General features: G+C 69.8%; 19 protein-coding genes. 14 read left to right on the top strand and 5 right to left on the bottom strand.

From position 1 onward, the window contains the following. Window positions 1-243 precede the first annotated feature (243 nt). The gene (locus ABD357_RS35875; protein WP_344395438.1) at window positions 244-786 is read right to left on the bottom strand and encodes a hypothetical protein; all 543 of its coding nucleotides are present in this window, start codon (window positions 784-786) and stop codon (window positions 244-246) included. A 294-nt stretch (window positions 787-1080) separates the two neighbouring features. Here ABD357_RS35875 and ABD357_RS35870 point away from each other — a divergent pair, with 294 nt between their 5' ends. The 10 genes from ABD357_RS35870 to ABD357_RS35820 all read left to right on the top strand — a co-directional run bounded on the left by ABD357_RS35870 (window position 1081) and on the right by ABD357_RS35820 (window position 10010). Beyond that, on the top strand, window positions 1081-1689 hold the full coding sequence (locus ABD357_RS35870) for an NADPH-dependent FMN reductase (RefSeq protein WP_344395437.1): 609 nt from the start codon (window positions 1081-1083) through the stop codon (window positions 1687-1689). A 76-nt stretch (window positions 1690-1765) separates the two neighbouring features. After that, complete coding sequence (locus ABD357_RS35865; protein ID WP_344395436.1) at window positions 1766-2446, top strand: Clp protease N-terminal domain-containing protein; 681 nt, start codon at window positions 1766-1768, stop codon at window positions 2444-2446. A 98-nt stretch (window positions 2447-2544) separates the two neighbouring features. Further along, entirely contained in the window at window positions 2545-3594 is a 1050-nt protein-coding gene (locus tag ABD357_RS35860) for an LLM class flavin-dependent oxidoreductase (RefSeq protein ID WP_344395435.1), read from the top strand. Between the two features lie 549 nt (window positions 3595-4143). Beyond that, on the top strand, window positions 4144-5067 hold the full coding sequence (locus tag ABD357_RS35855) for an NAD-dependent epimerase/dehydratase family protein (protein ID WP_344395434.1): 924 nt from the start codon (window positions 4144-4146) through the stop codon (window positions 5065-5067). 272 nt (window positions 5068-5339) lie between these two features. Further along, on the top strand, window positions 5340-6983 hold the full coding sequence (locus ABD357_RS35845; protein WP_344395433.1) for an AMP-binding protein: 1644 nt from the start codon (window positions 5340-5342) through the stop codon (window positions 6981-6983). A gap of 236 nt (window positions 6984-7219) precedes the next feature. Continuing rightward, a complete protein-coding gene (locus tag ABD357_RS35840) occupies window positions 7220-8032 on the top strand; it encodes a methyltransferase domain-containing protein (RefSeq protein WP_344395432.1) in 813 nt (270 codons plus the stop codon). A gap of 295 nt (window positions 8033-8327) precedes the next feature. Beyond that, the gene (locus ABD357_RS35835) at window positions 8328-8519 is read left to right on the top strand and encodes a hypothetical protein (RefSeq protein WP_344395520.1); all 192 of its coding nucleotides are present in this window, start codon (window positions 8328-8330) and stop codon (window positions 8517-8519) included. 153 nt (window positions 8520-8672) lie between these two features. Beyond that, window positions 8673-8999 (top strand): divalent-cation tolerance protein CutA, encoded by a 327-nt coding sequence (gene cutA, locus ABD357_RS35830; RefSeq protein ID WP_344395431.1) that lies wholly within the window; start codon window positions 8673-8675, stop codon window positions 8997-8999. Then, window positions 8996-9415: a gamma-glutamylcyclotransferase family protein gene (locus ABD357_RS35825; protein WP_344395430.1), complete on the top strand. Its 420-nt coding sequence runs from the start codon at window positions 8996-8998 to the stop codon at window positions 9413-9415. The genes cutA and ABD357_RS35825 overlap by 4 nt, the downstream gene beginning before the upstream one ends. A gap of 130 nt (window positions 9416-9545) precedes the next feature. Next, window positions 9546-10010 carry a DUF6069 family protein gene (locus ABD357_RS35820; RefSeq protein ID WP_344395429.1) on the top strand — a complete coding sequence of 155 codons (465 nt, stop codon included), beginning with the start codon at window positions 9546-9548 and terminating at the stop codon, window positions 10008-10010. Between the two features lie 97 nt (window positions 10011-10107). On the opposite strand, the gene ABD357_RS35815 is transcribed toward ABD357_RS35820, so the two are convergent. From ABD357_RS35815 to ABD357_RS35805, 3 genes are all read right to left on the bottom strand, one after another. Beyond that, on the bottom strand, window positions 10108-10719 hold the full coding sequence (locus ABD357_RS35815) for a Uma2 family endonuclease (protein WP_344395428.1): 612 nt from the start codon (window positions 10717-10719) through the stop codon (window positions 10108-10110). Window positions 10720-11119: 400 nt separating this feature from the next. Beyond that, the gene (locus tag ABD357_RS35810; RefSeq protein ID WP_425585148.1) at window positions 11120-13282 is read right to left on the bottom strand and encodes a glycoside hydrolase family 36 protein; all 2163 of its coding nucleotides are present in this window, start codon (window positions 13280-13282) and stop codon (window positions 11120-11122) included. A gap of 63 nt (window positions 13283-13345) precedes the next feature. After that, a complete protein-coding gene (locus tag ABD357_RS35805) occupies window positions 13346-14371 on the bottom strand; it encodes a LacI family DNA-binding transcriptional regulator (protein WP_344395427.1) in 1026 nt (341 codons plus the stop codon). A gap of 169 nt (window positions 14372-14540) precedes the next feature. Between ABD357_RS35805 and ABD357_RS35800 the strand changes: the two genes are divergently transcribed. Next, window positions 14541-17012, top strand: a complete 2472-nt coding sequence (locus tag ABD357_RS35800; protein WP_425585147.1) for a CBM35 domain-containing protein — start codon at window positions 14541-14543, stop codon at window positions 17010-17012. Window positions 17013-17182: 170 nt separating this feature from the next. Here ABD357_RS35800 and ABD357_RS35795 read toward each other — a convergent pair whose 3' ends face one another. Further along, window positions 17183-19462 (bottom strand): molybdopterin oxidoreductase family protein, encoded by a 2280-nt coding sequence (locus ABD357_RS35795; RefSeq protein WP_344395426.1) that lies wholly within the window; start codon window positions 19460-19462, stop codon window positions 17183-17185. Between the two features lie 348 nt (window positions 19463-19810). Here ABD357_RS35795 and ABD357_RS35790 point away from each other — a divergent pair, with 348 nt between their 5' ends. From ABD357_RS35790 to ABD357_RS35780, 3 genes are read left to right on the top strand one after another with little or no spacing between them, the layout of a single operon-like run. After that, on the top strand, window positions 19811-21430 hold the full coding sequence (locus ABD357_RS35790) for an amino acid adenylation domain-containing protein (protein ID WP_344395425.1): 1620 nt from the start codon (window positions 19811-19813) through the stop codon (window positions 21428-21430). Then, entirely contained in the window at window positions 21430-22758 is a 1329-nt protein-coding gene (locus ABD357_RS35785) for a ferredoxin reductase domain-containing protein (protein ID WP_344395424.1), read from the top strand. Before ABD357_RS35790 ends, ABD357_RS35785 begins: the two co-directional genes overlap by 1 nt. A gap of 27 nt (window positions 22759-22785) precedes the next feature. Beyond that, complete coding sequence (locus ABD357_RS35780; protein WP_344395423.1) at window positions 22786-23553, top strand: enoyl-CoA hydratase-related protein; 768 nt, start codon at window positions 22786-22788, stop codon at window positions 23551-23553. Window positions 23554-23646: the final 93 nt, after the last annotated feature.

The following is a 23646-nucleotide window of genomic DNA, read 5'->3' as shown; positions in this document are numbered from 1 at the left end:
CCGCGACACGCAGTGTCACCCCCCACCCCCCTTGGGTTCTAGTGGTCGTTGCAACACCCCAGTTCAAGGGGTGCGACGCAACGACCCCTCGAATACGCCCCCTGGCGGGGGCCTGGGGGCGCAGCCCCCAGTTTCGGGAAGGGGCGGGCTTGGGGAAGAAAAAACCTCCCCCACCGAGCCGCGAGGGGCGTCGGACCCGGAGGGGGAGGGGACAGCGGTACCGGTGGACAGCGGAGGTGTCCGTCAGATCCCGTCGCCTCTCGCCCGGCGAAGCAGGAGCCAGGTACCGCCCGCGACGGCGACGACGACCGCCGCCACTCCCGCCGCGGTCCGCACGGGGCCGGGGCCGACCGCACCACCGACCCCCGTCTTCACGCTTCCTCTCGGGCGCACCGGTTCCCCGGCGCCCTTCTCGGCCCCCTCCGCGTGGGCCAGCGCGACCCTCAGGTCTCCCGACAGCCGCATACCGCTGGAACAGCGCGCGACGATCTCGTACGTTCCCGGCTGCGCGGACGGCGGCACCCGGAACCGCCCGACCGTGTTCCGCTCGTGCACGCTGGGCGTCAGCGTGAAGGCGCCCGCGCCAACCGCGCCCGCGTCCCCCGTCATCGAGCCGTCCGCACCGCACTGAGCCGTGTTCACCGTGACCTCGGCGCCGGGCGCGACGGTCGACGGGTACACCTCCAGCGGGCCGGTGTCCTCGCCGAACGCATACGCGGGCGCGGCGGGGAGGCCCGCGGCGGCGAGGGCCAGCGCGGTACCGGTCAGCAGACGGCGTGTGCGCATCGTGCTCGCTCCTCCACCTCGGTCGCATCCCTGCCCTATCGAGGTAAGTGGCAGTCCGCCCGACACGCCTCCTGATAAGGCGTCAGAACAGGTGTCGGGTGGCTGCGTCGGCCGACGTGGCGGGTGACGTTTCGGCAGGTCACGGGCGTACGGGTAAAAAGAATCCGCGGGACGTGGGGCGCGGGTGTGAACGGGTGACCCACCCTCGTGGGCGACGGCCCCACCGGGGGGTCCGGTCGAGTGACCCCGGCCAGGACTTGACCTCAAGTTTGATTGAGGTATCAGCCTGTCCCCATGAACTCCGCTACTGATCAATCCATCACCGACGTACCCATCCATGTCGCCCTGATCATCGGCAGTAACCGGGAGGGCCGATTCGGGCCCGTGGTCGCCGATTGGCTGCTGAGCCGCATCCGTGAGCACGACGACATCGAGGCCGATGTCGTCGACGCCGCCGACGTGCGACTGCCGACGGCCCTGTCCTACTCGCCGTCCGCCGAGGTGACCGCCGAGCTCGCCAAGGTCGGGCCGAAGCTCGCCGACGCCGATGCTTTCGTGGTCCTCACGCCCGAGTACAACCACTCGTTCCCGGCACCGCTGAAGAACCTCATCGACTGGCACTACACCGAGTGGCGCGCCAAGCCCGTCGCCTTCGTCTCGTACGGCGGACTCTCCGGCGGCCTCCGCGCCGTCGAGCACCTCCGCCTGGTCTTCGCCGAACTTCACGCCGTCACCGTCCGCGACACGGTCTCCTTCCACAACGCGGGCGCCCACTTCGACGACGAGGGCCGCCACAGGGATCCGGCGGCCCCGGAAGCCGCAGCGAAAGGGATGCTGGACCAACTGGTGTGGTGGGGAAGGACGTTGAAAGAGGCGAAGGGGGCGCGGCCGTACGCGGGGTGACGAGTTTCCGCCCCTCGCGCCAGGGGATAGGCAAGTGCGCCTTGACAGTTCGGGATTGTCAAGGCGTACTTGCCTCATGGCTCTTCCAGACCTGGACGAACTCATCGCGGAAGTCGACCGCACCTGCGACACCGCACACCGGCCCGGCGGCGCAGCGGAGCAGCCCGACTGGCTCGCCCTGCTGACCGTGGCCGCGCAGCTTTCCGGCCAACTGCAGGCCCTGGCAGACGACTTGGTCGAGGACTATGTCGAGCACTGCCGGATGCACGGCTGCTCGTGGACCGACATCGGCGCCGCCCTGGGCGTCACCCGGCAGGCGGTGCAGCAGCGCTTTCACGCACCCCACAAGCGATACGCCCCCGAGACGATGACCGACGACCTTCGTGAGGCGATGACCCACGTCAAGCGGGCCGCGGTACAGCACCGCAACAACTACATAGGCACCGAGCACCTGTTGTGGGGCCTCACCGCGAAGCCCAACAACGCCACCCGGCTCCTCGATGCGTCCGGTGTCGCCCCCGACGTCGTGCACCGCTCGGTCGAGGCCCACTTGAGCATGGGCGCCTCACAAGCCGCCGAACGGATCGCCTGGACTCCCTACTCCCGCAAGGCCATCGCCCTGGCAGAAGAACAAGCGGGCTCCGCCCTCATCGACTGCGACCACCTGCTGACAGGCCTCAGTCGGGTCGGCCGCGGGGTGGCGGCGACGGTACTGACGGAGGCGGGCTTCACGATGGCGGCACGGGACGAAGGATAGTCAACGGGCTTGAAAACGCTGGACTGTTGGGCGCCGTTTTCCCATCCTCGTGGGGACACCCGTACTGACCGCCGTCCCCTCCTCGGAAGGTGACATTCGTGAAGTTCAGTTACGCGATGCTCCCCGACTATCCGCTCACGGAGTCACTGGAGTCCATCGCCCTCGCCGACGAACTCGGCTTCCACGCCTGCTATGCCGCCGACGAGACCTGGCACAAGGATCTGTGGCTGCTCTTCGCGGCGGCCGCCGGCCGGACCAGCCGAATCCGCCTGGGCCCGAGCGTCTCCCCGGTAACCCTCCGCGAACCGACCCTGATCGCGCAGGCCGTGGCCACACTCGACGAACTGTCCGACGGACGCGCGGAGGCCGTGCTCTCCAGCGGCAACTTCGGACTGCTGGCCCAGTACAAGATCGACTGGGCCCGCACCCGCCCGCTGTCCCGGGTCAAGGAAGCGCTGCATGTGGTGCGCACGCTGCTGGACGAGGGGGCGGTCTCGTACGACGGTGAATTCTTCTCGTACGAAGGGCTGTTCACGTTCGCGCGACCCGTCCAGCGCCGGGTGCCGCTGAAGCTCGGTGCGATGCGCGGGCCCAAGTCCTTCGAAGCGGCGGGGGAGTTGTCCGACGGCTGCCATCATGCGCTGAGCTACACCCGCGAGGCGTACGAGTACGCGGTGCGGCACATCCGGGCCGGAGCGGAGCGCGCGGGCAAGGACTGGCAGTCCCTGGACATCGGCGCCTGGGTCGTCTTCGCGACCGGCCCCGACTCCGCCGCCGCCAAGGACGCGGCGCGCAGCATGGTCGGCATCTACGCCTCCTCGATGCCCGAGGAACAGCTACGCCGCAACGGCGTCGACCCGGCCGAACTCAAACCGGTCATCGACGCCATCGCCGCCGGTGACCTGGCCCGCGGCATCGAGCTGACGACCCCGGAGCTCGCCGAACGCCTCTCCATCGCGGGCACCCCCGAGGAATGCCTGCAGAAAATCCAGCGAGAGATCGCCCCCACCGGCGTGAACCACATGATCTGCGCCATCACCGACCGCACCCTCGTCAAGGCCTTCACCGGCCGCGACCTCACGGACGTGGCTGACGTGAACACGCAGCTCCGCCTCATTCAGGAGCGGATCATGCCGGCGTTCGCGTGACCGGGCACGGTTGCCGAGCTGCTGATCCAGGCTCCCGGGACGGCTCACTCATAGGGGACGGAGTCGGTCTGGTTCGATTTCGCAGCCGAATGCCCCGCGCGATCATCACCGTGCTCCATGGACTCGTCCGTTTTGACCGGGAGGAGGCCGCACGGGCGGGAAAGAACAAGCGCCCCTCTGCGCATCACAACAGCCCATGAACATCCCTGCTCGGCGTCGTCAAGGCTGGAATTCCTGTCGATTTCTTATCAATAATCATGCGGCAGTTGGCATAAAAATTTACCAGCGGCTTCGCCTTGTCAACGAGTGATCGCGGGGGGAATGCTGATGCGTGGCAGAGCTTGAAAGTTATACGACCATCGCTTTTCGGGCAGAGGCGACGGGATGCAGTGGCTCGGCTTTCCGTAATATTTCGCTCGAAGTCGCTGCCGGACCTTGCCGTGCGGCCGCTGGGCCGGGAAAGGCGCATTACTCATGCTGAAAACTGGCCAACTATTTCGTTTGATGCGGGTCGCCACTCCCCTCTCTACCGATACGGAGGACTGAACCATGCGTATTCTCGTCGCCGGGGCCACCGGAGTGATCGGGCACCCCCTGGTGGGCGCGCTGCGGGCACGGGGCCACGAGGTGAGCGCGCTGGTACGCCAGGAATCGCGGGAGCGGACCCCGGAGGCGGACAGCATCGTGGTCGCGGACGCCCTCGACCGTGAGGCCCTGCTGGCGGCGGTGTCGGCCGCCCGGCCCGAGGTGGTCGTCCATCAGATGTCGGCGTTGCGGCTGCTGGGCGACGACCCCGTGGCGGCCTTCGCGCTGACCGCGCGGCTGCGTACCGAGGGCACCGCCAACCTCATCGAGGCGGCCCGGGCGGCCGGTGCGCGGCGGCTGGTCGCGCAGTCCATCGCCTTCGCCGCCGCCCCGGCCGGGGATCCGGTCCTCGACGAGGACGCGCCGCTGTACGTGGACGCCCCCGACCCGGGCTGGGCCGCCACCGTACGGGCCGTCGCGGAGCTGGAGCGGCTGGTTCTGGACAGCGGGCCGCTCGCCGGCGTGGTGCTGCGGTACGGCACGCTGTACGGCCCCGGCACCATGTATGCCCGTACTGGCGGGGCTGCCCAGGCAGTGCTGGCCGGACAGCTTCCGCTGCCCGGGGACGGCACCGGGATCACGTCGTACCTGCACGTAGAGGACGCCGTGGGGGCCACGGTCGCTGCCGTCGAATCGGAGGTCATCGGGGTGTTCCATGTGACGGACGACGACCCGGCCCCGGCCGCGCAGTGGCTGCCTCACTACGCCCAGGTGCTGGCCGGCCCGTCCCCTCGTACGATCCCGGCGGACCTCGCGCCCCGGCTGCTCGGCTGGTTCATGGCCCATCAGCTCACCGCGGCGCGCGGCGCGGCCAACGACCGGGCCCGTACGGCGCTGGGCTGGAAGCCGCTGCGGCCGAGCTGGCGCGACGGGCTGGGCCGGGAATGACCGGCCCCAGTCCGAGGCGGCACGCTCGCTGGCCCGTTCACTGCGACTGCCGCAACTGGCGAAGGATGCCAACCGCGCCTTCCGTTCGGTGCGATGTGACGGACGGTCAGCAGGTGGACCAGGCATTCAAGGAGGCCGAGTCGGCCCACGGTCCGGTCACCGTCCTGGTCGTTAACGCGGGCACCGCCCAGGACCGGCCGCTGGTACGGAGGCGCCGGACCGGGGCACTAAGGGCTGCTCCGACGGAATAAAACGGAATATATATATTGGAAGTGAAAATTGTGAACCCGATCACCACGTTACGCCCATCCGCCACCACCGTGGAGCAGTACCGCAAGGAGGACCTCTGGCGCGCCGGCACCATCCTGGACGACCTGGCGCGGTGGCGTGCCGAGACTCCCGACGCCCCCGCCCTTCTTGTGTCGGAGGCCGGCCGGGGCCTCCTACAGCTGAGCTACGCGCAGTACGCCGAGTATGTGGACCGCTTCGCCGGCGCATTGCACGCGCTGGGGGTGCGCAGCGGTCAGGTCGTCGCGATGCAGTTGCCGAACCTCTGGCAGGTCGGACCGCTGGTACTGGCCTGCGCCCGGCTCGGGGCCGTCGCCGCGCCGATCATGTGCGCGTTCCGCCCCCGTGAGCTGGAGCGGATGCTCCGCCGACTGGATGCCGTCGTCTGCGTGACCATCGATCGGTGGGACAACTTCGAGCACGCCGCAGCGCTGGCCGAGATGGCACCCCGGCTGCCCGCACTGCGCCACCGTGTGGTGCTCGGCGAGCGGACCGCGGACGGGGAAGTCGACTTCCGCGAGTACTTCGAGCACACAGAGCACGGCACCCTGCCGGATCCGTCCGTCGTGGACCCGGACCGGGTCTCCCTGGTGCTGTTCACCTCGGGTACCTCCGGCGAGCCGAAGGCCGTGCTGCACACCATGAACACCTGCTACGCCTGGTACGCCCCCGTCGCAGCCGCCGACGGCATCGGCCCCGACAGCCGCGTCTACTCACCGAACGCGGCGACGCACATCGTCGGCCTCACCATGGGCATCTTCATGCCGCTGCACCGCGGGGCCTGCGCGGTCGTGACGGACCGCTGGGAGCCGGAGGCCGTCATTCCCTTCCTGGCCGAGGCCCACGTCAGCTGGATAGTCATCGTCCCCGTCTTCCTCTCCACCCTGATCGACGCGATGGAACGCACCTCGCTGCGGCTGCCCACCGTGCGGCTCATCCGCGCGGGAGGCACCACGGTCCCGCAGCCGCTGCTCAGGCGGGTGACCGAGACCTTCGGAATCCCGCTGGACGTGGGGTGGGGTATGACTGAGGGCGCCAATGTCTTCACCCGCTCCGGAGAACACCCGGACCTGGCTGGACGCACCGTCGGGCGCCCCGCCCCGGGCCACGAGATCGACCTGCGGGCCGACCACCCGATCAGCGACGACCAACCCGGGCGTCTCTTCGTCCGCGGCCCTTCGCTGTGTCTGGCCACCTGGGGCCGGGACGACGGTCGACTGACCGTGCTCGCCGAGCACAACGACGGCTGGTACGACACCGGTGACCTCGCGGCACCGGACGGCCACGGCGGCATCCGGCTGCACGGCCGTGCCGAAGACCGGATCGGCGTCATCATGATCCCGGTCAGTGACGTCGAGTCGGCACTGCTGGACCACCCCGACGTACGGGATGTCGCCCTGGTCGGCTACCCGGACGGCCACGGCGGCGAGCTGGCCTGCGCGGTCGTCGTCCCGGGGGAGCGGACGCCCACCCTCGAGGGCCTGCGCGACTGGCTCGGCGGGCTCGGCATGAGCGAATGGTGCCTGCCATCCCGCCTGGAACTCCTGCCCGAACTGCCGCGCAACGAGACCGGCAAGGTGCGGAAAAACCTGCTCCGGGAGCGGCTTCAGCTCCGCTCAGCTGACTAAGAGGTTCGGGTCGCCCGGGAGAATCATCCCCGGGCGACTTGACTACCAGGCCCTGTTCCGACCCTACATAGGTCCGTATCCGTGAGAGGAACGTCGAGGCGGGGTCGACCAAGGTGACAGGGGAAATGCGTCCAGCCCTCCGGACTCGCCGTCAACTCCCGTAAGCTGATTTGGCTCATCGACAAGCGCCACCTGCACTGAAGCATCAGGCACCCCCTGACGGGAGACAGCAGCACGTGGACACCACCGGACCACGCACCGCCGAAAGCCTTGCCGCACGCTTCCACGACGTCGACTCGTCCGGCGTCCCCGACGACTTCATCGCCTATCTGCGGAAGATGGAGGAGAGCGAGAGCGGCCGCGCAGTGCGGGAAGTCACCTACCGCGCCCTGGAGGCCGCCGAGGGCAAGGGAGCGGACATCGGGTGCGGCGCCGGCCGCGCCGTCGCGGATCTCGTACGGCTCGGAAAGGACGCCGTGGGGGTCGACAGCAGCCAGGCCATGGTTGACGCGGCCCTGGCCAGGTTCCCGCACTGTCGCGTCGTCAGGGGCAGCGCCTTCGAGCTGCCGTTCGAGGACGGTGAACTGTCGTGGTACCGGTCCGAGCGGACCTTCCTCCACTTCGGCGATCCCGCCGAGGCACTGGCCGAGGCCCGCAGGGTGCTGAGGCCGGGCGGGACAATCGTTCTCGCGGATCCTGATCTCGGGTCGATGGTGCTGAGTTCGCGGATCTCGGAGACGACCGACGCGGTCAAGGACGCGTTCTGCTCAGCCGTCCCGAATCCCCACGCCGGCACCCGCAGCGCCTACCACCTCGCCGACGCGGGATTCACCGACATCGAGGTCGTTCCCGTCATGGCGGCCCTGAACGACCACGCGTCCGCGTTCGACGTGGTACTGGAGCCGGCCCTGACGGCGGCTCTCGCCCAAGGCGCCGTCAGCGAGGAGGCGGCGGCGCGCTGGAAGGACGACCTGAGCGATATCTCTCGCCGGAACGCCTTCACCGCGACGGCGACCTTCTTCGTCACCACGGCCCGCCTGGCGTCGTAGGGTTTGAACTGTTCGGTCGGGGGTGCATGCGAGGCCGGTTTAGCTCGATCGTGTGATGGTCGGCTCCTGGGCTTGCGGTGGCACCTGCCGTGAGGGCATCCGGCCACCGGCTCCAGGGTGACTCACCCCGGCACCCCTGGCGAGGTTGGAAAAGCTCAGTGTGAGGGGTCCTGTCGTCAACTGCTTGGTGAGCAGGGCGGTTTGGAAGGCGGTCCAGGTGGTGGGGTGGAGGTGGAGGGACGGGCCGGTGGGGTTCTTCACCTACGCGCCGCCCGCCGACGACACCCTGGCCAAGATGCGGAATGCCGAAGCGTTCAGGGATGCCATGGGGCGGACTATCGGCCGAGATCCGTACGGCCACGGATCGACCGCCGTCAGAGGCGAACGAGACCGGCGGGAGGCGACCGTCCTCGGTGCCATCGTTCTCTACTACGTCTCGGGATCCGTACTGACCGTGACCGTGGTCAGGCTCGTTCCCGGGCTGTGAGCGAGTCAGCAAGGTCATGGAGTACGCAGGGACGGACACCCGTGTGACGCCCGCGTCGCCCGACGTACGGCCGTCGCCCGGACGCAAGCCCGAAGCGACCGTACGTGTGAGGAGTGAGAATCGTTCTGCGAAGGTCTGCAAAGGAGATCGATCATGGCCATGCCCGACTGGCTCACCGTCCTGACCACGACGGACGCCCCGGAGAAGGCGGACGCGCTCGCGCGGGGCGCGGTCGCGGCGCGAGTCGCCGCCTGCGCGCAGGTCTCCGGGCCGGTGACGTCCGTCTACCGGTGGAAGGGCGAGATCGAGACCGCCTCCGAGTGGCAGGTGCTCTTCAAGACCACGGAAACGCGGTACGCGGAGCTGGAGGTGTATCTGCGCGAGGCGCACGACTACGACACGCCGGAGATCATCGCCACGCCGATCGTGCGGGGGAGCGCGGCGTATCTGGAGTGGCTGGAGCAGGAGACGGCGGGGTGAGCCGTCTGCCCTTCTTCGTGTACGGGACGCTGCGGCCCGGCGAGCCCAACCACGATCTCTTCCTCCTCGGGCGCACCGTTTCCGAGGTGCCCGGGCGGTTGGTGGGGGCGGTGCTGTACGAAGGGCCCGGTTATCCGTACGTCGTCGAGGAGCCCGGGGGCGTGGTGTGCGGCGAGCTGATCACTCCCTCGCCGCAGCGGTACGGCCAACTCCTGCTCGTCCTCGACCGGTTGGAGGACTACGCGCCGGGAGATCCAGCCAACCTGTACGAACGCGTGGCCCGGGAGGTGAGGGTCGGGGACGGTACGCGTGTCGAGACCGCCTGGGTGTACGTGGCCGCACCTGCCGTGGCAGCTCGACTTCGAGCGCGCGGCAAGCTCATCGAAGGCGGGGACTGGCGAGGGCGGGGCTGTTGACGTCGGGTTTCTCGCCCCGAGCCCACCGCTTCTCAAAAGTCCGCCCGTCACCGCTCAGTTCTGTGGCGCTCCTCGGTCTACACCCATGAAAGGCACACCAACCCCCGTACGACAAACAGGAGCCCGAGCCATGACCGCGACCACGCCCCAGACCATCGCCCAGTCCTCCCCCTCCTCGACCCGGTCCCTTTCCACACGGCCCGTATGGCTGGTCGGAGTCCTGGCCACCCTCGCCGGTGCCGTCGTCACCGAAGTGTTCGCGCTGATCGCTCGCGCCGTCGGCGTACCGATGGAGGCGGCCAGTCCAGGGGCCAAGGAGGCCGCGGAGATTCCGGTCGGCGGCTTCGCCGGAGGCGTGGTGTTCTGGTCGATCGCCGGGATCATCCTCGCGGTGGCCCTCGCCCGCTGGGCCAAGCGCCCCGCCCGTACGTTCGTGGTGGTCACCGTCGCGCTCACCGCCCTGTCCCTCGCCGGGCCGGCCGTGGCTCCGCACACCGCCACGTCCACGCAGGTCGTCCTGGCCGTGTCCCACGTGGTCGCCGCCGCCGTGATCATTCCCGTACTGGCCCGGCGACTTGCCCAGCACCGCCGGTGACGGAGGGGACGGCCCACCCGCCCGTAGTCGCACCCTCTGCTGATTCCGAGGGTGCGACTACGGGCGGGTGGGGTAGGGGCGCATGGACGCGTTTCAATCAGCCTTCGGGTGACCGGCGACCGGCCTTCAGGATCTGCTCGACGTTGAGGGTGACTTCGGCGCCGACTTCCTCAGGCAGGGTGACGACCTCCCCGGGGGAGTACGGGCGGTGGTTCTCGTACTCGTCCCCGGCGGGCTCGGTCAGCACGTGAAGGCGCTGGTGCTTGCGGTCGGCGATCACGTAGACCGGGATCTTGGCGCTTGCGTAGGCCTTCACCTTGTCGCGCAGGTCGGTTCGATAGTTGCTGGACGTGACTTCCAGGACCAGGCGGAAGCAGACGGGGTCGTAGCAGTTGTTCTCGACGTAATGGTCCTGGAAGTCGGCGTCCACCAGAGAGAGATCGGGGATCGCGTAGTCCTCGGTGCCGGTCGGCAGCCACAGGCAGATTCCCTGTACCACCCTCGACTCCGTCCCGTGGAGACCGGCGCCCAGGAAGGGCAACATGAGATCGGTCAGGGCTACGGCGTGCGGGCCGTCCGGTGGCCGGCTCACGAGGATCTGGCCTCCGATGATCTCGACGCGGTAGCCCGGATTGCGGTCCATGAGCCGGTTGGCCTCCGCGGTCAGAGGGCGGTGCTCATGGGGCCGCTCGACGGATGCTGCAGACATCACGTTCCTCCCGTGGGCTGGTGTCGAGAGCATCATCGTAGGCAGGCCGCAGGCACAGTGTCCCGTTCCGGCCCGTTCACCCGAAAGTGATCACCTGGTCCAGCGCCCTCGCATCCGGTCGAAGATGCAGTACAGCCACAGGCCCCGAGAAGCCCGTACCACCACGCTCCCGCAGTCTCCCACCGGCGGGAGGGAACGTGGGCCGGCGCGTCGTGTGCCCGTCGCTCAGGTTCTGTCTCAGGTCACCCGCACCGTGTACCAGCAAAGGGCCGTACGCCCGGCCTGCGACGGGCTGACGCGCCGGCCCACGGCCCCGACCCACCACGCACCTAAGGGGCGCGGGGCTGTGACATCAGCGGCTCCGTCGCGGGGCGCGAGCAACCACACACGAACCCGCGGCTTACGAACAACCGGGGGAAGCAACCCGGATCAACAGCACCCCCGGAGCCACCGGCAACACCACCCGCAGTGCCCCCGCCTCCCCGTCCCACTCCGCCGTACCAACCGACGCCGACGGATGCAGGACCTCCACCCGCACGCCGTCGCGGCCGGCGAGGTGCGGCAAGGGCAGCGTCCGTTCGCCTTCCCCACCCCTGCGCCACACCGACAGATACATCACCGCCGCATCCGGCACCCGCATCCCCAACGCCACCCACTCGTCCGTCCACCCCGGCAACCCGACCGGCCAGAACGGCAACGCCGACCGCAGGTCACCCCGGATCGACTTGTAGGTCGCCACAGCGTCCCGTACCAGCGACAGCTGCTCCGCCGACATCCGGTCAAGATGCCCCGACAGATGCACCCGCCCGAGCAACGCCGTACCCAACGTGAAGTTGATCTCGTCATCCGAGAACTCGGCCTGCGGATACGCCCACACCGCCCCTTGTTCCGGCGGCACAGCCGTCGGCGCCGCAGCCGCGATGGGGGGATAGCGGAGCAGATCCTGCTGGTCCGACGTGGACTGCAGCTGGGCGACGGCGAGGGAAGCGCCATCCATGCGCATACCGCCGGACGCGCAGTTCTCGATCACCAGCGACGGGTGGCGGTCCAGCACCGACGACAGCCAGGACAGCCACGCCCGCGTATGCGAGAGCAGCCCCGGCACGGACGTGGTGATGTTGTAGTCCAGCTTCAGATAGCCCACACCCCACTCGCCGACGATCCGGTCCACCGCCTCGTCGAGGTGGGCGCGGGCCGCAGTATGCGTCAGGTCCAGCTGGTGGCGGCCCTGTTCGGTGACCCGGGCACCGCCGTCGTGGCGCAGGAACGCCTCGTCCGGCAGCTCGCGCGCGACGGCGCTGCGGACGCCCACGACCTCCGGCTCCAGCCACAGCCCCGGCACCATCCCGCGCGAGCGGATACGGTCGAGCACCGCTCCGAGCCCCCCGCCGGGAAAGCGCCCGGAGGACGGCAGCCAGGCGCCGACGCTGTCCCACCAGCCCGCGGAGTCGTCGTACCAGCCGGCGTCGATGCAGAAGTACTCCGCCCCGGCCGAGGCCGCCGCGTCGATCAGCGGCAGCAGCTTCTCGGTGGTCGGGTCGCCCATCAACGTGTTCATGTAGTCGTTGAAGATGACGGGGAGCCGTTCGTGATCGGGGTGCGGACGGCGGACGAGTCTCCGGTACGTAGTCAGCGCGGCCAGCGCTCCGTCGAAGCAGGTGCCGAGGGCCAGCGCCCCCCACTCGCTGCTGAACTCCCCGCCGGGCTCCAGGACTTCACGCCAGCCGTGCTCGTCCGAGGCCGGCCCGCCGAGCGTCAGGTACGTGTGCCCGCCGGCTTCCCCCGCCTCCCAGGACCAGCTCGCCGCGGACTCGATCTGCCACAGCCAACTGCGTTCGTCCGTACGGTGGTTGAGGGCGCCCATCGCCAGGTGCCCGTCGGTGGGCCAGCTGCCCCGCCCGGCGAGGCGTACCGAGGCCCGGCTGTCGTGCTCGTGGACGTCCCGGCCGATGTCGGGCACGGACGCCCGCAGCGGCTCGGCGTACCAACGGCACTCGGCGAGCCAGTCGTTGCGCGCCCGGAACACGAGCAGGTCGTCGGGGGACGGCAGGGCGCCCAGCAGCAGACTGCTGACCGAGCGCAGGGTGACCGGCGCGGAGCCGTCGTTGCGGAGCCGTACCCGGGAGCGCAGCACAGATACCCCGTCGGGCGAGGCATACTCCGCGAAGACCACCAACTCGCTTGCCGGGTCGTGGAGTTCGACGATCAGACGATGCCAGCCGTCGTCGTACGCAGCCTCGTGCGCCCGGTACCTCAGCCGCTGTCCGAGCGCCGTCCCCGTGAACCGCGGCCCCGAGAATCCCGTGCCCTCACCGGCCGGCACGACGTCGACCAGTGGCAACGCGGCGTGGACCTCGGCATCCTCATCCTTCGGCTCCGGATCGCCGGGCCGCGCCACCCGCAGCAGCCGAGGCGAGATCCCGCCGACACCAGCGGCCCAAGCGGCACCGCTGGGCCCGCCGGTCTCATCTGCCCCACCAGCCCCGCCGAAATCGAAGTCGACGGTGAGATCCGAATGCCCCCAGCGATAGTGCCGTACGCCGTTGCCGTGCTCCTGCGTCACTCAATCCCCCCGCGACAGCCCTGATGACTCATGCCCTGATGCGCTGTTCCCGATGTCAACAAGTCAACCGCTACCTGTGCCACCCGGCCCCGAACTCTCCCGCACGATCAGCTCCGGCTCCGCACACGGCTCCTGCCCCGGAGCCGACGGATCCAGCAGACGATGCAGCAGGCCGAAACTCGTACGCCCGAGCCCCTCGAAGTCCAGCCGTACCGTGGTCAGCGCCGGAGCGAGATACGCGGACGCGGGCGTGTCGTCGAAGCCCACGACGCTCAGCTCGTCCGGCACCCGGCGCCCCGCCTCCCGTGCCGCCCGCAGCATCCCGAGCGCCAGGTCGTCGTTGCCGCACAGGACGGCGGTGGCGTCGGGGTGGCGATCCAGCAGCGTGCGCGCCGCCAGGTGACCGGAGCGCGGCGTCCAGCCGCCCTCGACCGGCGCGGGCGCGTCAACTCCCGCTTCCCGCAAGGCGTCCAGCCAGCCTTCCGTCCGCTGGGCCGTGCGTGCCGTGGACGACGGAAGTGCGAGGCAGTGCACGGTGCGATGGCCCAGGCCGAGCAGATGGCGGGTGGCGCGGGTGGCGGCGAGGCGGTCGTCGAGCCATACGTGCCGGGGGTCCGGGTCGTCGCCCGGTGGCCGCTCGACCAGCGCCGTCACCGGTACGTCCGCAGGCAGCAGCTCCAGCGCGCGGGCGCCCGCCGCGTCGAAGGCGATGACGATCATGGGCTCGCCCGGGCGTACCAGCCGGGCCCGCAACTCCTCGGCGTCCGGGGCCGCGTGCCGGTCGAGCACGCTGATCGACACCGCGAACCCCGCCGTGCGCGCGGCCTCCTCGATGCCACGCAGGGCCGTCGCGTTGCCGTACAGGGAGGTGTCGGAGGTGAGCACGGTCAGCGAGCGGACCGCCTTGCCGGCGAGTTCACGCGCGGCCCGGTTGGGCCGGTAGCCGAGTTCGCCGATCGCGGTCTGCACCCGCCGGCGGGTGGCTTCGGCGACGCGTTCGTTGCCGTTGATGACGCGCGAGACGGTCTGGTACGAGACGCCGGCCGCGCGGGCGACATCCCGGATGGTCGGCTCCTGAACGCTCCTCATGTGAACGGTCACTCCATGAATCAAGTGCTGTGACAGGTGTTGACAGATGGTACGGCTGCGGGAGAATCATGCGCTGATGTGACCGTTCACACAAGAGTCCGGGAGTCGTGAATTGACTCGGAGAACGCGCACCAGACGATGGGCCGCAACGGCCCTCACGCTCGCACTGATGGGAGGGGCCATGTCGGCGGCCCAGATGTCCACGGCCCAGGGGGCGGAACGGGCGGCCCCCCGCCTCTCCGTCGACCTCGCCGCCTCCGAGGGGCCGGTGATGCGCGGCGCGAACGGCGCGCTGTACGGGCTCAGCGACGACGGCGTGCCCAGCGACGCCGCGCTGGAACCCCTGAAGATCACCAGCATCTCGCAGAAGCCGGAGGGCGGTGCCCAGCACCCCAACGGCGACGCCATCACCGTCTCCAAGTCCTTCTTCCGCAACGGCGGCGGCGAGATCAACGTGATGATGCAGGACATCTACGCCAAGTGGCCGTACGAGGACCTCGGCATCGACGACTACCTCCCCAAGGTCGACAAGATCGTCAAGGAGGTGTCGGCCGCCCCGAACAGCGACCGCTTCGTCTACATCCCGTTCAACGAGCCCGACCAGATCTGGTACAACCTGGGCGTCTCCGACCAGGCGACGTACGAGAAGAACCGCGACCGGTTCTTCCAGGACTGGAAGACGGTGTACCAGCGGATCCGCGCGATCGACCCCGATGCCAGGATCGCGGGCCCGAACGAAGCCGCGTACCACACACGCCTGTTGACGGACTTCCTCGCCTTCGCCAAGCGCGAGAACGTACTGCCCCAGATCATGACCTGGCACGAGCTCGGCTCCGGATCGCTGCGGGACTTCCAGGGGCACTACGACAACTACCGGGCGATCGAGCGCGAGTTGGACATCGCACCGCTGAAGATCAACATCGATGAGTACGCCAACCGCCGCGACCTGTCCGTGCCGGGGCAACTCGTGCAGTGGGTCTCGATGTTCGAGCGGAACAAGGTGTATGCCAACCAGGCCTACTGGGACGCCGCCGGCAACATGGACGGCAACGTCGTGCGTACGAACATCCCCAACGGCGGCTGGTGGCTGTTCCGTTGGTACGCGGGTCTGACCGGCGACACCGTCGAGGTGACCCCGCCGCAGGCCAACACCATCGACACGCTCCAGGGTCTCGCCTCGTACGACACGAATCGCCGGCAGGCGCAGGTGGTGCTCGGCGGCGCGGCGGGCGACGCGGACGTCGTCGTCAAGAGCGTCGACCGGCGGGTCTTCGGCCGCTCGGTCACCGCGACCGTGGCGGAGGCGGCCTGGTCGGGGTACGAGGGCGGGCACCCGGCACCTCGGGTACTCAAGCGCGTGAAGCTGAACGTGGCCTCCGACGGCACGGTCACCGTTCCGCTCACCGGCATGCGGAAGATGTCGGCGTACCGCGTCGTCCTCACCCCGGCAGGGTCCGGCACGCCGGCCGCGCCGTCCGTCCCCTGGTCGGCGTCGTACGAGGCGGAGGACGCGGCGATCACCGGCGGCCAGGTCTACACCCAGGGCACGGTCTCCAACGCCAACGGGTACGCCGCCTCCGGCACCAAGGACGTCGGCTCGCTCAACACCGCCTCCAGCAAGGTGGACTTCACGGTCTCGGTGCCGCGCACGGGGACGTACGACCTGGGGATCCTGTACGGCAACCAGAGCGGGACGCCGTCCACCCAGAAGCTCTCCGTGGACGGCGGCACGACGACGACAGTGACGTATCCCTCCACGGAGAACTGGACGTACCGCGCCCTGAAGACCGTCCCCGTCTCCCTCACCGCGGGCAGCCACACGCTGACGCTGGCCAAGGACAGCAAGGAGGTGACGCTGGACCGCGTCGACCTGACGGCGAGCAGCACGCCTTCGGTGCAGTACGAGGCGACGCTCGCGGACATCTCGGGCAAGCCGGTGTACGACTACGGGAGTTCGGCCGGCACCGGAACGGGAACCCTGCGGCTCGGCTCCGGCGACAAGGCGGTCTTCGACGTGTACGCGCCGCGTGACGGCTACTACACGCTGACCTCGCGGGCCTCGGCGGCCGTGAAGCTGTCCCTGCACGGCCAGTCGGTGACTGCACCGCCCGACCGGGCGCTCCGGCTGTACCTGGTCGCGGGCAACAACCGTGTGACGGCGACCGGTTCGGGCGTCGGACTGCGCTCGCTGGACGTGTCGGGGACGGGCTCGTCCTCGGGCACGCTTGCATACGAGGGCGCCGACGCGACCCTGGCCGGGGGAGCACGCCTCGAGTCCTCGTCGTACGCCTCGGCGGGCTCGTACATCGGCTGGCTGGGCAACTCCGCGGCCAGTACGGCCCAGTTCACGGTCGACGCCCCCGAAGGGGGCCGCTACATCCTGCTCATCTCGTACGCCAACAACGACCGCCGCGACAACGGCCACGCCTACAACACGGACATCATGTCCCGCACGGCGGACGTCACGGTCGGCGGTACGACCAGGAAGGTGACCTTCAAGAACACCTGGAGCTGGGACGACTACTGGACGCTCGGCGTCCCGGTCGACCTGACGAAGGGCACGAACACGGTGACGTTCGGCAACGCGTCGGCTTGGGCACCGAACATCGACAGGGTCGAACTGGCGCCGGTGCTGGGCTAGTTGATGCGGTATCGCGCCCCTGAGGAGCCGTAGGCCGCTTAGGGGCGCGGGGCTGTGACATATGCGGCTCCGCCGCGATGGGGGTCCCCCCCGCTCGAGCGAAGTCGAGAGTGGGGGAGCGACCAGCCACGACGCACCCGCAGCTTCAAACCACCCTTCCGGCGGAGCGCTCAGGCCCGCTCCACACGTACCGCGCACGCCTTGAACTCCGGCATGCGGGAAGTCGGGTCGAGGGCAGGATTGGTCAGTGTGTTGGCCCGGCCCTCGCCCGGCCAGTGGAAGGGCATGAAGACCGTGTCCGGGCGGATGGAGGTGGTGATCCGCGCGGGTGCGGTCGCGCGTCCGCGCCGGGAGACGACGGCCAGGGCGTCGCCCTCCTTGGCACCCAGCCGCTCGGCGAGCCTCGGGTGCAGTTCCACGAAGGGGCCGGGGGCGGCGGCGTTCAGCTCGTCGACCCGACGCGTCTGGGCCCCGGACTGGTACTGGGCCACGACCCGCCCGGTGGTCAGAAGCACCGGGTACTCGTCATCGGGCTCCTCGGCGAGCGGCCGATGCGTCACGGTGACGAAGCGGCCGCGGCCGTCGGGGGTGGCGAAACGGTCGAGGAAGAGGCGGGGGGTGCCGGGGTGGGCGGCGGCTGCGGCCCCCGGCTCGGCGTCGCCCTGCCGGGCGCCTGCCGGGGCCGTTGGTCCGGCGTCGCCCGCAGGGTCGTCCGGCAGGAGGTCGAGCGCCGCGTCCTCGCCGTCCTGGGCCGCGGCGCTCGCGGTGCCGCTCGCGGTGCCGGGCAGTGGCTTTCGTGCCGGAGGTGCGGGGGCGTCGGCGCCCCCCTGCTGGGGCTCGGGAGCCTCCGCCGGGCACGGCCAGAACACCCCGTTCTCCTCCGCCAGGCGGCGGTACGTGATGCCCGAGTAGTCGGCGGGACCGCCCGCGCTCGCCCGGCGGAGCTCCTCGAAGACCTCCTCGGGGTCGGTCGGGAAGCCCTTCTCCACGCCCAGGCGGGCAGCCAGTTCGTGCATGACCTCCAGGTCGCTGCGGATGCCCTCCGGCGGAGTGATCGCCCGGCGGCGGAGCAGGACGCGGCCCTCCAGGTTCGTCAGCGTGCCCGTTTCCTCCGCCCACTGGGTGACCGGGAGGACCACGTCCGCCAGGGCTGCCGTCTCAGACAGCACCACGTCACAAACGGCCAGGAAATCAAGCGACTTGATGCGTTCCTCGATGTGCGCGGCACGCGGTGCCGACACCACCGGGTTCGAGGCCATGAGCAGCAGGGCGCGGATGTCCGTGCCGAGGGCGTCCAGCAACTCGTACGCGCTGCGTCCCGGACCCGGCAGTGAGTCCGGGTCCACGCCCCAGACGTCGGCCACATGGCGGCGGGCCGCCGGGTCGTCGAGCTTGCGGTAGCCGGGCAACTGGTCGGCCTTCTGGCCGTGTTCACGGCCGCCCTGCCCGTTGCCCTGCCCGGTCAGACAGCCGTAGCCGGACAGCGGACGCCCCGCGCGGCCCGTCGCCAGGCACAGGTTGATCCACGCGCCCACCGTGTCCGTACCCTTCGACTGCTGCTCGGGTCCGCGCGCGGTGAGCACCATCGCGGACTCCGGCTCACAGAACAGCCGTACCGTCTCCCGGAGTTGAGGCACGGACACGCCCGTGATCCGCTCCACGAGCTCCGGCCAGTGCGCCATGGCCGCGGCCCGCGCCTCCTCCCAGCCGCTCGTGCGCTCCTGGATGTACGCCTCGTCCGTACGCCCCTCCGCAACGACCAGGTGAAGCAGGCCGAGGGCCAGGGCGAGATCCGTACCGGGGCGGGGGGCGAGGTGCACGTCCGCCTGCTCGGCGGTGCGGGTGCGTCGCGGGTCGATGACGATCAGCTTGCCGCCGTTGGCCTTGAGCTCGGTGAGATAGCGCAGCGCGGGCGGCATCGTCTCGGCGAGGTTCGAGCCGACGAGGATGACGCAGCCGGTCTTCGGGATGTCCTCCAGCGGGAACGGCAGCCCCCGGTCCAGGCCGAACGCCTTGATTCCGCCGGCCGCCGCGGACGACATGCAGAAGCGTCCGTTGTAGTCGATCTGCGAGGTGCCGAGCACGACGCGGGCGAACTTCCCGAGCGTGTACGCCTTCTCGTTGGTCAGCCCGCCGCCGCCGAACACCCCGCACGCGTCCGGGCCATGCTCCGTACGCGTGCGGGACAGCGCCTCGGTGATCCGGCCGAGCGCTTCGTCCCAGGTGGCGGGCTCCAGGACACCGTTGTTGCGGACGAGGGGTGAGGTCAGGCGGACGCTCGATGACAGCACCGCGGGCGCGGTACGGCCCTTGCCGCACAGCGCGCCACGGTTCACCGGGAAGTCCGGCCGCTCGACCACCGCGACGCCCCCGTCCTGCTCGGGCGTGAGATTCATTCCGCACTGCAGGGCGCAGTACGGGCAGTGGGTGGGCGTCACGGTGTTCTGCATACCGTCCAGCGTGCGTCGCACGTGTTACGCACCGCAACGCCTCTCGTTACGCGGCAGGCACGGGGACCTCCCCGTGGGGGCTCAGGCGGCGTGAGGGGCTGGAAGCGCTGCACGTGAGGTTCCTGTCGTGTGCCTGTTCGGAAGCTGTCGATGTGCTGTCAGTCCAGCCATGTGACTTGTTTTGCCAGTGACGCGGACCACATTGAACGTTGAAGCTATTGGAGCCGCTACCGCGCACAGACGTTGTGCGGCCATGCACCTCCGCACGGTGTTCGACATTTCAACGCAAAGTAAGCGTTCAGTCGCCCGAGGCACCTTCTCCCCACACAGCCAGGAGGTCTGTGAAGCATGCCCCTGAGCCATCTGTCCCCCCAAGACAGGGCCCTGTTCTGGCAGTTCGGCCAAGGTCCTGAAGTCCCCGTCCCCGACCCCCTCGTCCACCACGCGGTCGAACGGCGGGCCGCCGCCGCGCCGCGCGCAGTCGCCGCCGAGCACCAGGGCGCGACGATCACGTACGGCGAGCTGAACCGTCGTGCCGACCGGCTCGCGGCCAGACTCGTACGGGAGGGCGTACGGCCCGGCGATCACGTCGGCCTCTTCGTACGCCGCTCCATCCCGATGCTCGTCGGACTGCTCGCCACGCTGAAGGCCGGCGCCGCGTACGTCCCGCAGGACATCGGCCTCACCCCCGCCGCCCAGTTGCGGCACGTCATCCGCACCGCCGGAACCCGGGTCGTCCTCACTCAGTCGGAGCACACGCTGCGGGTGCCTCTGCCTGACACCGGACACCGGCTGATCACGCTCGACGACGACGATCTCGCCAACCTCTCCGTGGAAGGGCCGGTCCGTCTCGAGCGGCCCTTACGCCCCGACGACGGGTGCTACGTCCTGTTCACCTCCGGCACGACCGGCAAGCCCAACGGCGTGAAGGTCACCCACCGCAACGTCGCGAACATCCTCCTCACCGAGCCCGGTGACCTGGGCATCCGCCCCGGCGACCGGGTCACCCAGCTCCTCAACATCGCCTTCGACATGGCCGCCTGGGAGATCCTCGGCTGCCTCGCCCACGGCGGCACGCTCGTCGTCCGCGGCAAGGACGTCGCGGCGGCGGCCCGTACGGCGGACGTGCTGATCGCGACGCCGACCGTGCTGTCCGGGATCGACCCGGCGGGCTGCCCCCGGGTGCGGACGGTGGCGGTCGCGGGGGAGCCGTGCCCGCGCCCGCTCGCGGACGCCTGGGCCCGGCGGTCCGCCTTCCACAACTCCTGCGGGCCCACGGAGACGACGATCGTCAACACGATGCGCCACCACCGCGTGGACGACCCACTGCTCACGATCGGCCGCCCCACCCCCAACAACACGGTGTACGTCCTCGACGAGCACCGGCGTGCGCTGCCCATCGGGGAGATCGGCGAGATGTGGGCCGGCGGTGACTGCGTGTCGGCGGGCTACCTGAACAACGAGGCGCTGAACGCCGAGCGGTACGCCCCCGACCCCTTCCTCGGCGGCGGACACCGGATGTTCCGTACTCGCGACCTCGGCCGCTGGACGCCCGACGGCGAACTCGAGCATCTCGGCCGTACCGACGACCAGGTCAAGGTCCGCGGCTTCCGCGTGGAACTCGACTCCGTCTCCTCGGTGCTGGAGTCGGTGGCGGGCTGTTCCCGCGCCGTCACACTCAAGCGGGACGCCCGCAGCCTGATCTCCTTCGTCTGCCCGGCCGACGTCGACCCGGACACGGCCCGGCGTGCGGTGGCCGACGCACTGCCGTACTACTGCGTACCGGCCACGGTCCTCCCGGTGGCCGCGCTGCCGGAGACGGACCGGGGCAAGGTCGACCGGGCGGCGCTGCTGCGGCTGGCGACGGAACGGGAGGAGGCCACGCGGGATGCCGGACGGGCGGCGACGGTTCGTGGCGAGGGGGCACCCCTGCTGCGGGTGTCGGCGGTGCGAGAGGGGGCGGCCTGATGACGTCGTCCGTGGAGACCTCGTCCGCTGAGGCCTCATCCGTCGAGGTGGGAGGCGCCGCGCACGCAGCGCCTCCCACCCCTCCCGCGGCTCTCGCCGAACTCCCTGCGCTCACGTCCGCGCCCCGTCGCCTCCTCAAGCACCCCCGCCTGATGCACTACAACCGCCTGGCGACCCTGGTGCTGCTCGCCAACCTCGGCTTTCTGGGGGCGAGTTGGGCCCCGAGCGCCCAAACCATCGGCTACGCGTCCCTCGCGAACCTCGCGCTCGCCGTGGTCGTACGCCAGCAATACGTCATCAACCTCTTCTTCCGGCTGGCGACCTGGGCTCCGACGAGCTGGCCGCTGAAGGTGCGGTGGACGCTCGGGAAGGTGTACCACTTCGGCGGACTGCACGTGGGCGGGGCGCTGGCCGGAGCGGTGTGGTTCCTCGCGGGGGCGGTCGTGGTGACCGTCAATGGCTCCAACGTGCCGCTCATCACGTCGAGTTGGGCACTTGTCGCCCTGCTCGTCGTCATCGTCGCCACCGCCCTGCCGCCCTTCCGCTCCCGCTTCCACGACCACTTCGAGAAGATCCACCGCTTCGGCGGCTGGAGCGCCCTCGCATTGTTCTGGACGCACACGCTGCTGGGCGCGCAGGGTCCGGTCGCCCTCGGGGTGCTGGCCGTGGTCACCTTCAGCGTCGCCCTGCCCTGGCTGCGGCTGCGCAAGGTGAACGTACGGATCGAACGGCCCTCCACGCACGTCGCGTTGGCCCGTTTCGACCACGGCGTGACCCCTTTCGCGGGGTCGTCCACCGCCATCAGCCGAAGCCCGCTCACCGAGTGGCACTCCTTCGCCAACGTGCCCTCACCCGGCGAACCCGGCTTCCGGCTGACCATCTCCCGCGCGGGCGACTGGACGGGCTCGTTCATCGACGACGCGCCCCCGAAAGTCTGGGTCAAGGGCATCACCACGGCCGGGGTCGCCAATATCGAGACCCTGTTCAGCAAGGTGATCTACGTCGCCACCGGCAGCGGTATCGGTCCCTGCCTGCCGCATCTGCTGGCCGCCGAGGTGCCCTCACGGCTCGTATGGGCGACGCGCGATCCCCGCAGGACCTATGGCGACGACCTGGTCGACGAGATCCTCGCCGTCCAGCCGAACGCGCTGGTCTGGGACACCGAACAGCACGGCAAACCGGACATGGTGCGGCTCGCGTACACCGCGTACCGCGACTTCGGTGCCGAAGCCGTCATCTGCATCTCCAACAAGAAGCTGACTTGGCAGGTCGTTCACGGTCTCGAGCGGCGCGGCATTCCCGCGTACGGCGCGATCTGGGACTCGTAACAGACCATCAGGAGAGAAGGAGAGTCGATGAACACCCTCAAGATCGAACGCCATGACCACGTGGTCACCGTACGACTCCACCGGCCGCACGTCCTGAACGCCCTCAGCAGCGAGCTGCTGGCCGAACTCCTCGACGTACTCCGCCCGTTGGACCGCGACCCGGACGTCGGCTGCTTCGTCGTCACCGGTTCGGAGAAGGTCTTCGCGGCCGGTGCCGACATCAAGGAGATGGCCGGGAAGTCGGCCGTGGACATGGCCGCGGAGGACTACTTCGCGGGCTGGGAGGAGTTCGCCGGATTCCGAACGCCGAAGATCGCGGCCGTCAACGGCTATGCGCTGGGCGGCGGTTGCGAACTCGCGATGATGTGCGACCTGATCATCGCGGGCGAGTCGGCGGTCTTCGGCCAGCCGGAGATCAAGCTCGGCGTGATCCCCGGCATCGGCGGCACTCAGCGGCTCACCCGCCTGGTCGGCCGTGCCAAGGCCATGGACCTGATCCTCACGGGCCGCACGATGGACGCCGGCGAGGCGGAGGCCTCGGGCCTGGTGTCGCGGGTGGTCCCGGACGACCGCGTCCTCACTGAGGCCACGGAAGCCGCCGCGACCGTCGCCTCCTACGGCCGCCCGGCCGTCACGGCGGCCCGCGAGTCGGTCGACCGGGCCCTGGAGACCGGCCTGCGTGACGGGCTTCTCTTCGAACGGCGCGTGTTCCATGCGCTGTTCGCGACGGAGGACCAGAGGGAGGGGATGAGCGCGTTCATGGAGAAGAGGGCGCCTGTTTTCAAGGGGCGTTGACGGGGTGAGTGGGGGCGGCGGACGGGGTTTCTCGTTCCGCCGCCCCTCCTCATGTGAGGGTCCTGAGCCCGCGCCCCGTAGGGGTCCGGCCAG

Source organism: Streptomyces vastus (genome assembly GCF_039532825.1).
Classification (GTDB): Bacteria; Actinomycetota; Actinomycetes; order Streptomycetales; family Streptomycetaceae; genus Streptomyces; species Streptomyces vastus.
The sequence above is the reverse complement of the archived record's forward strand: the minus strand, read 5'-3'. Positions and strand labels throughout refer to the sequence as shown.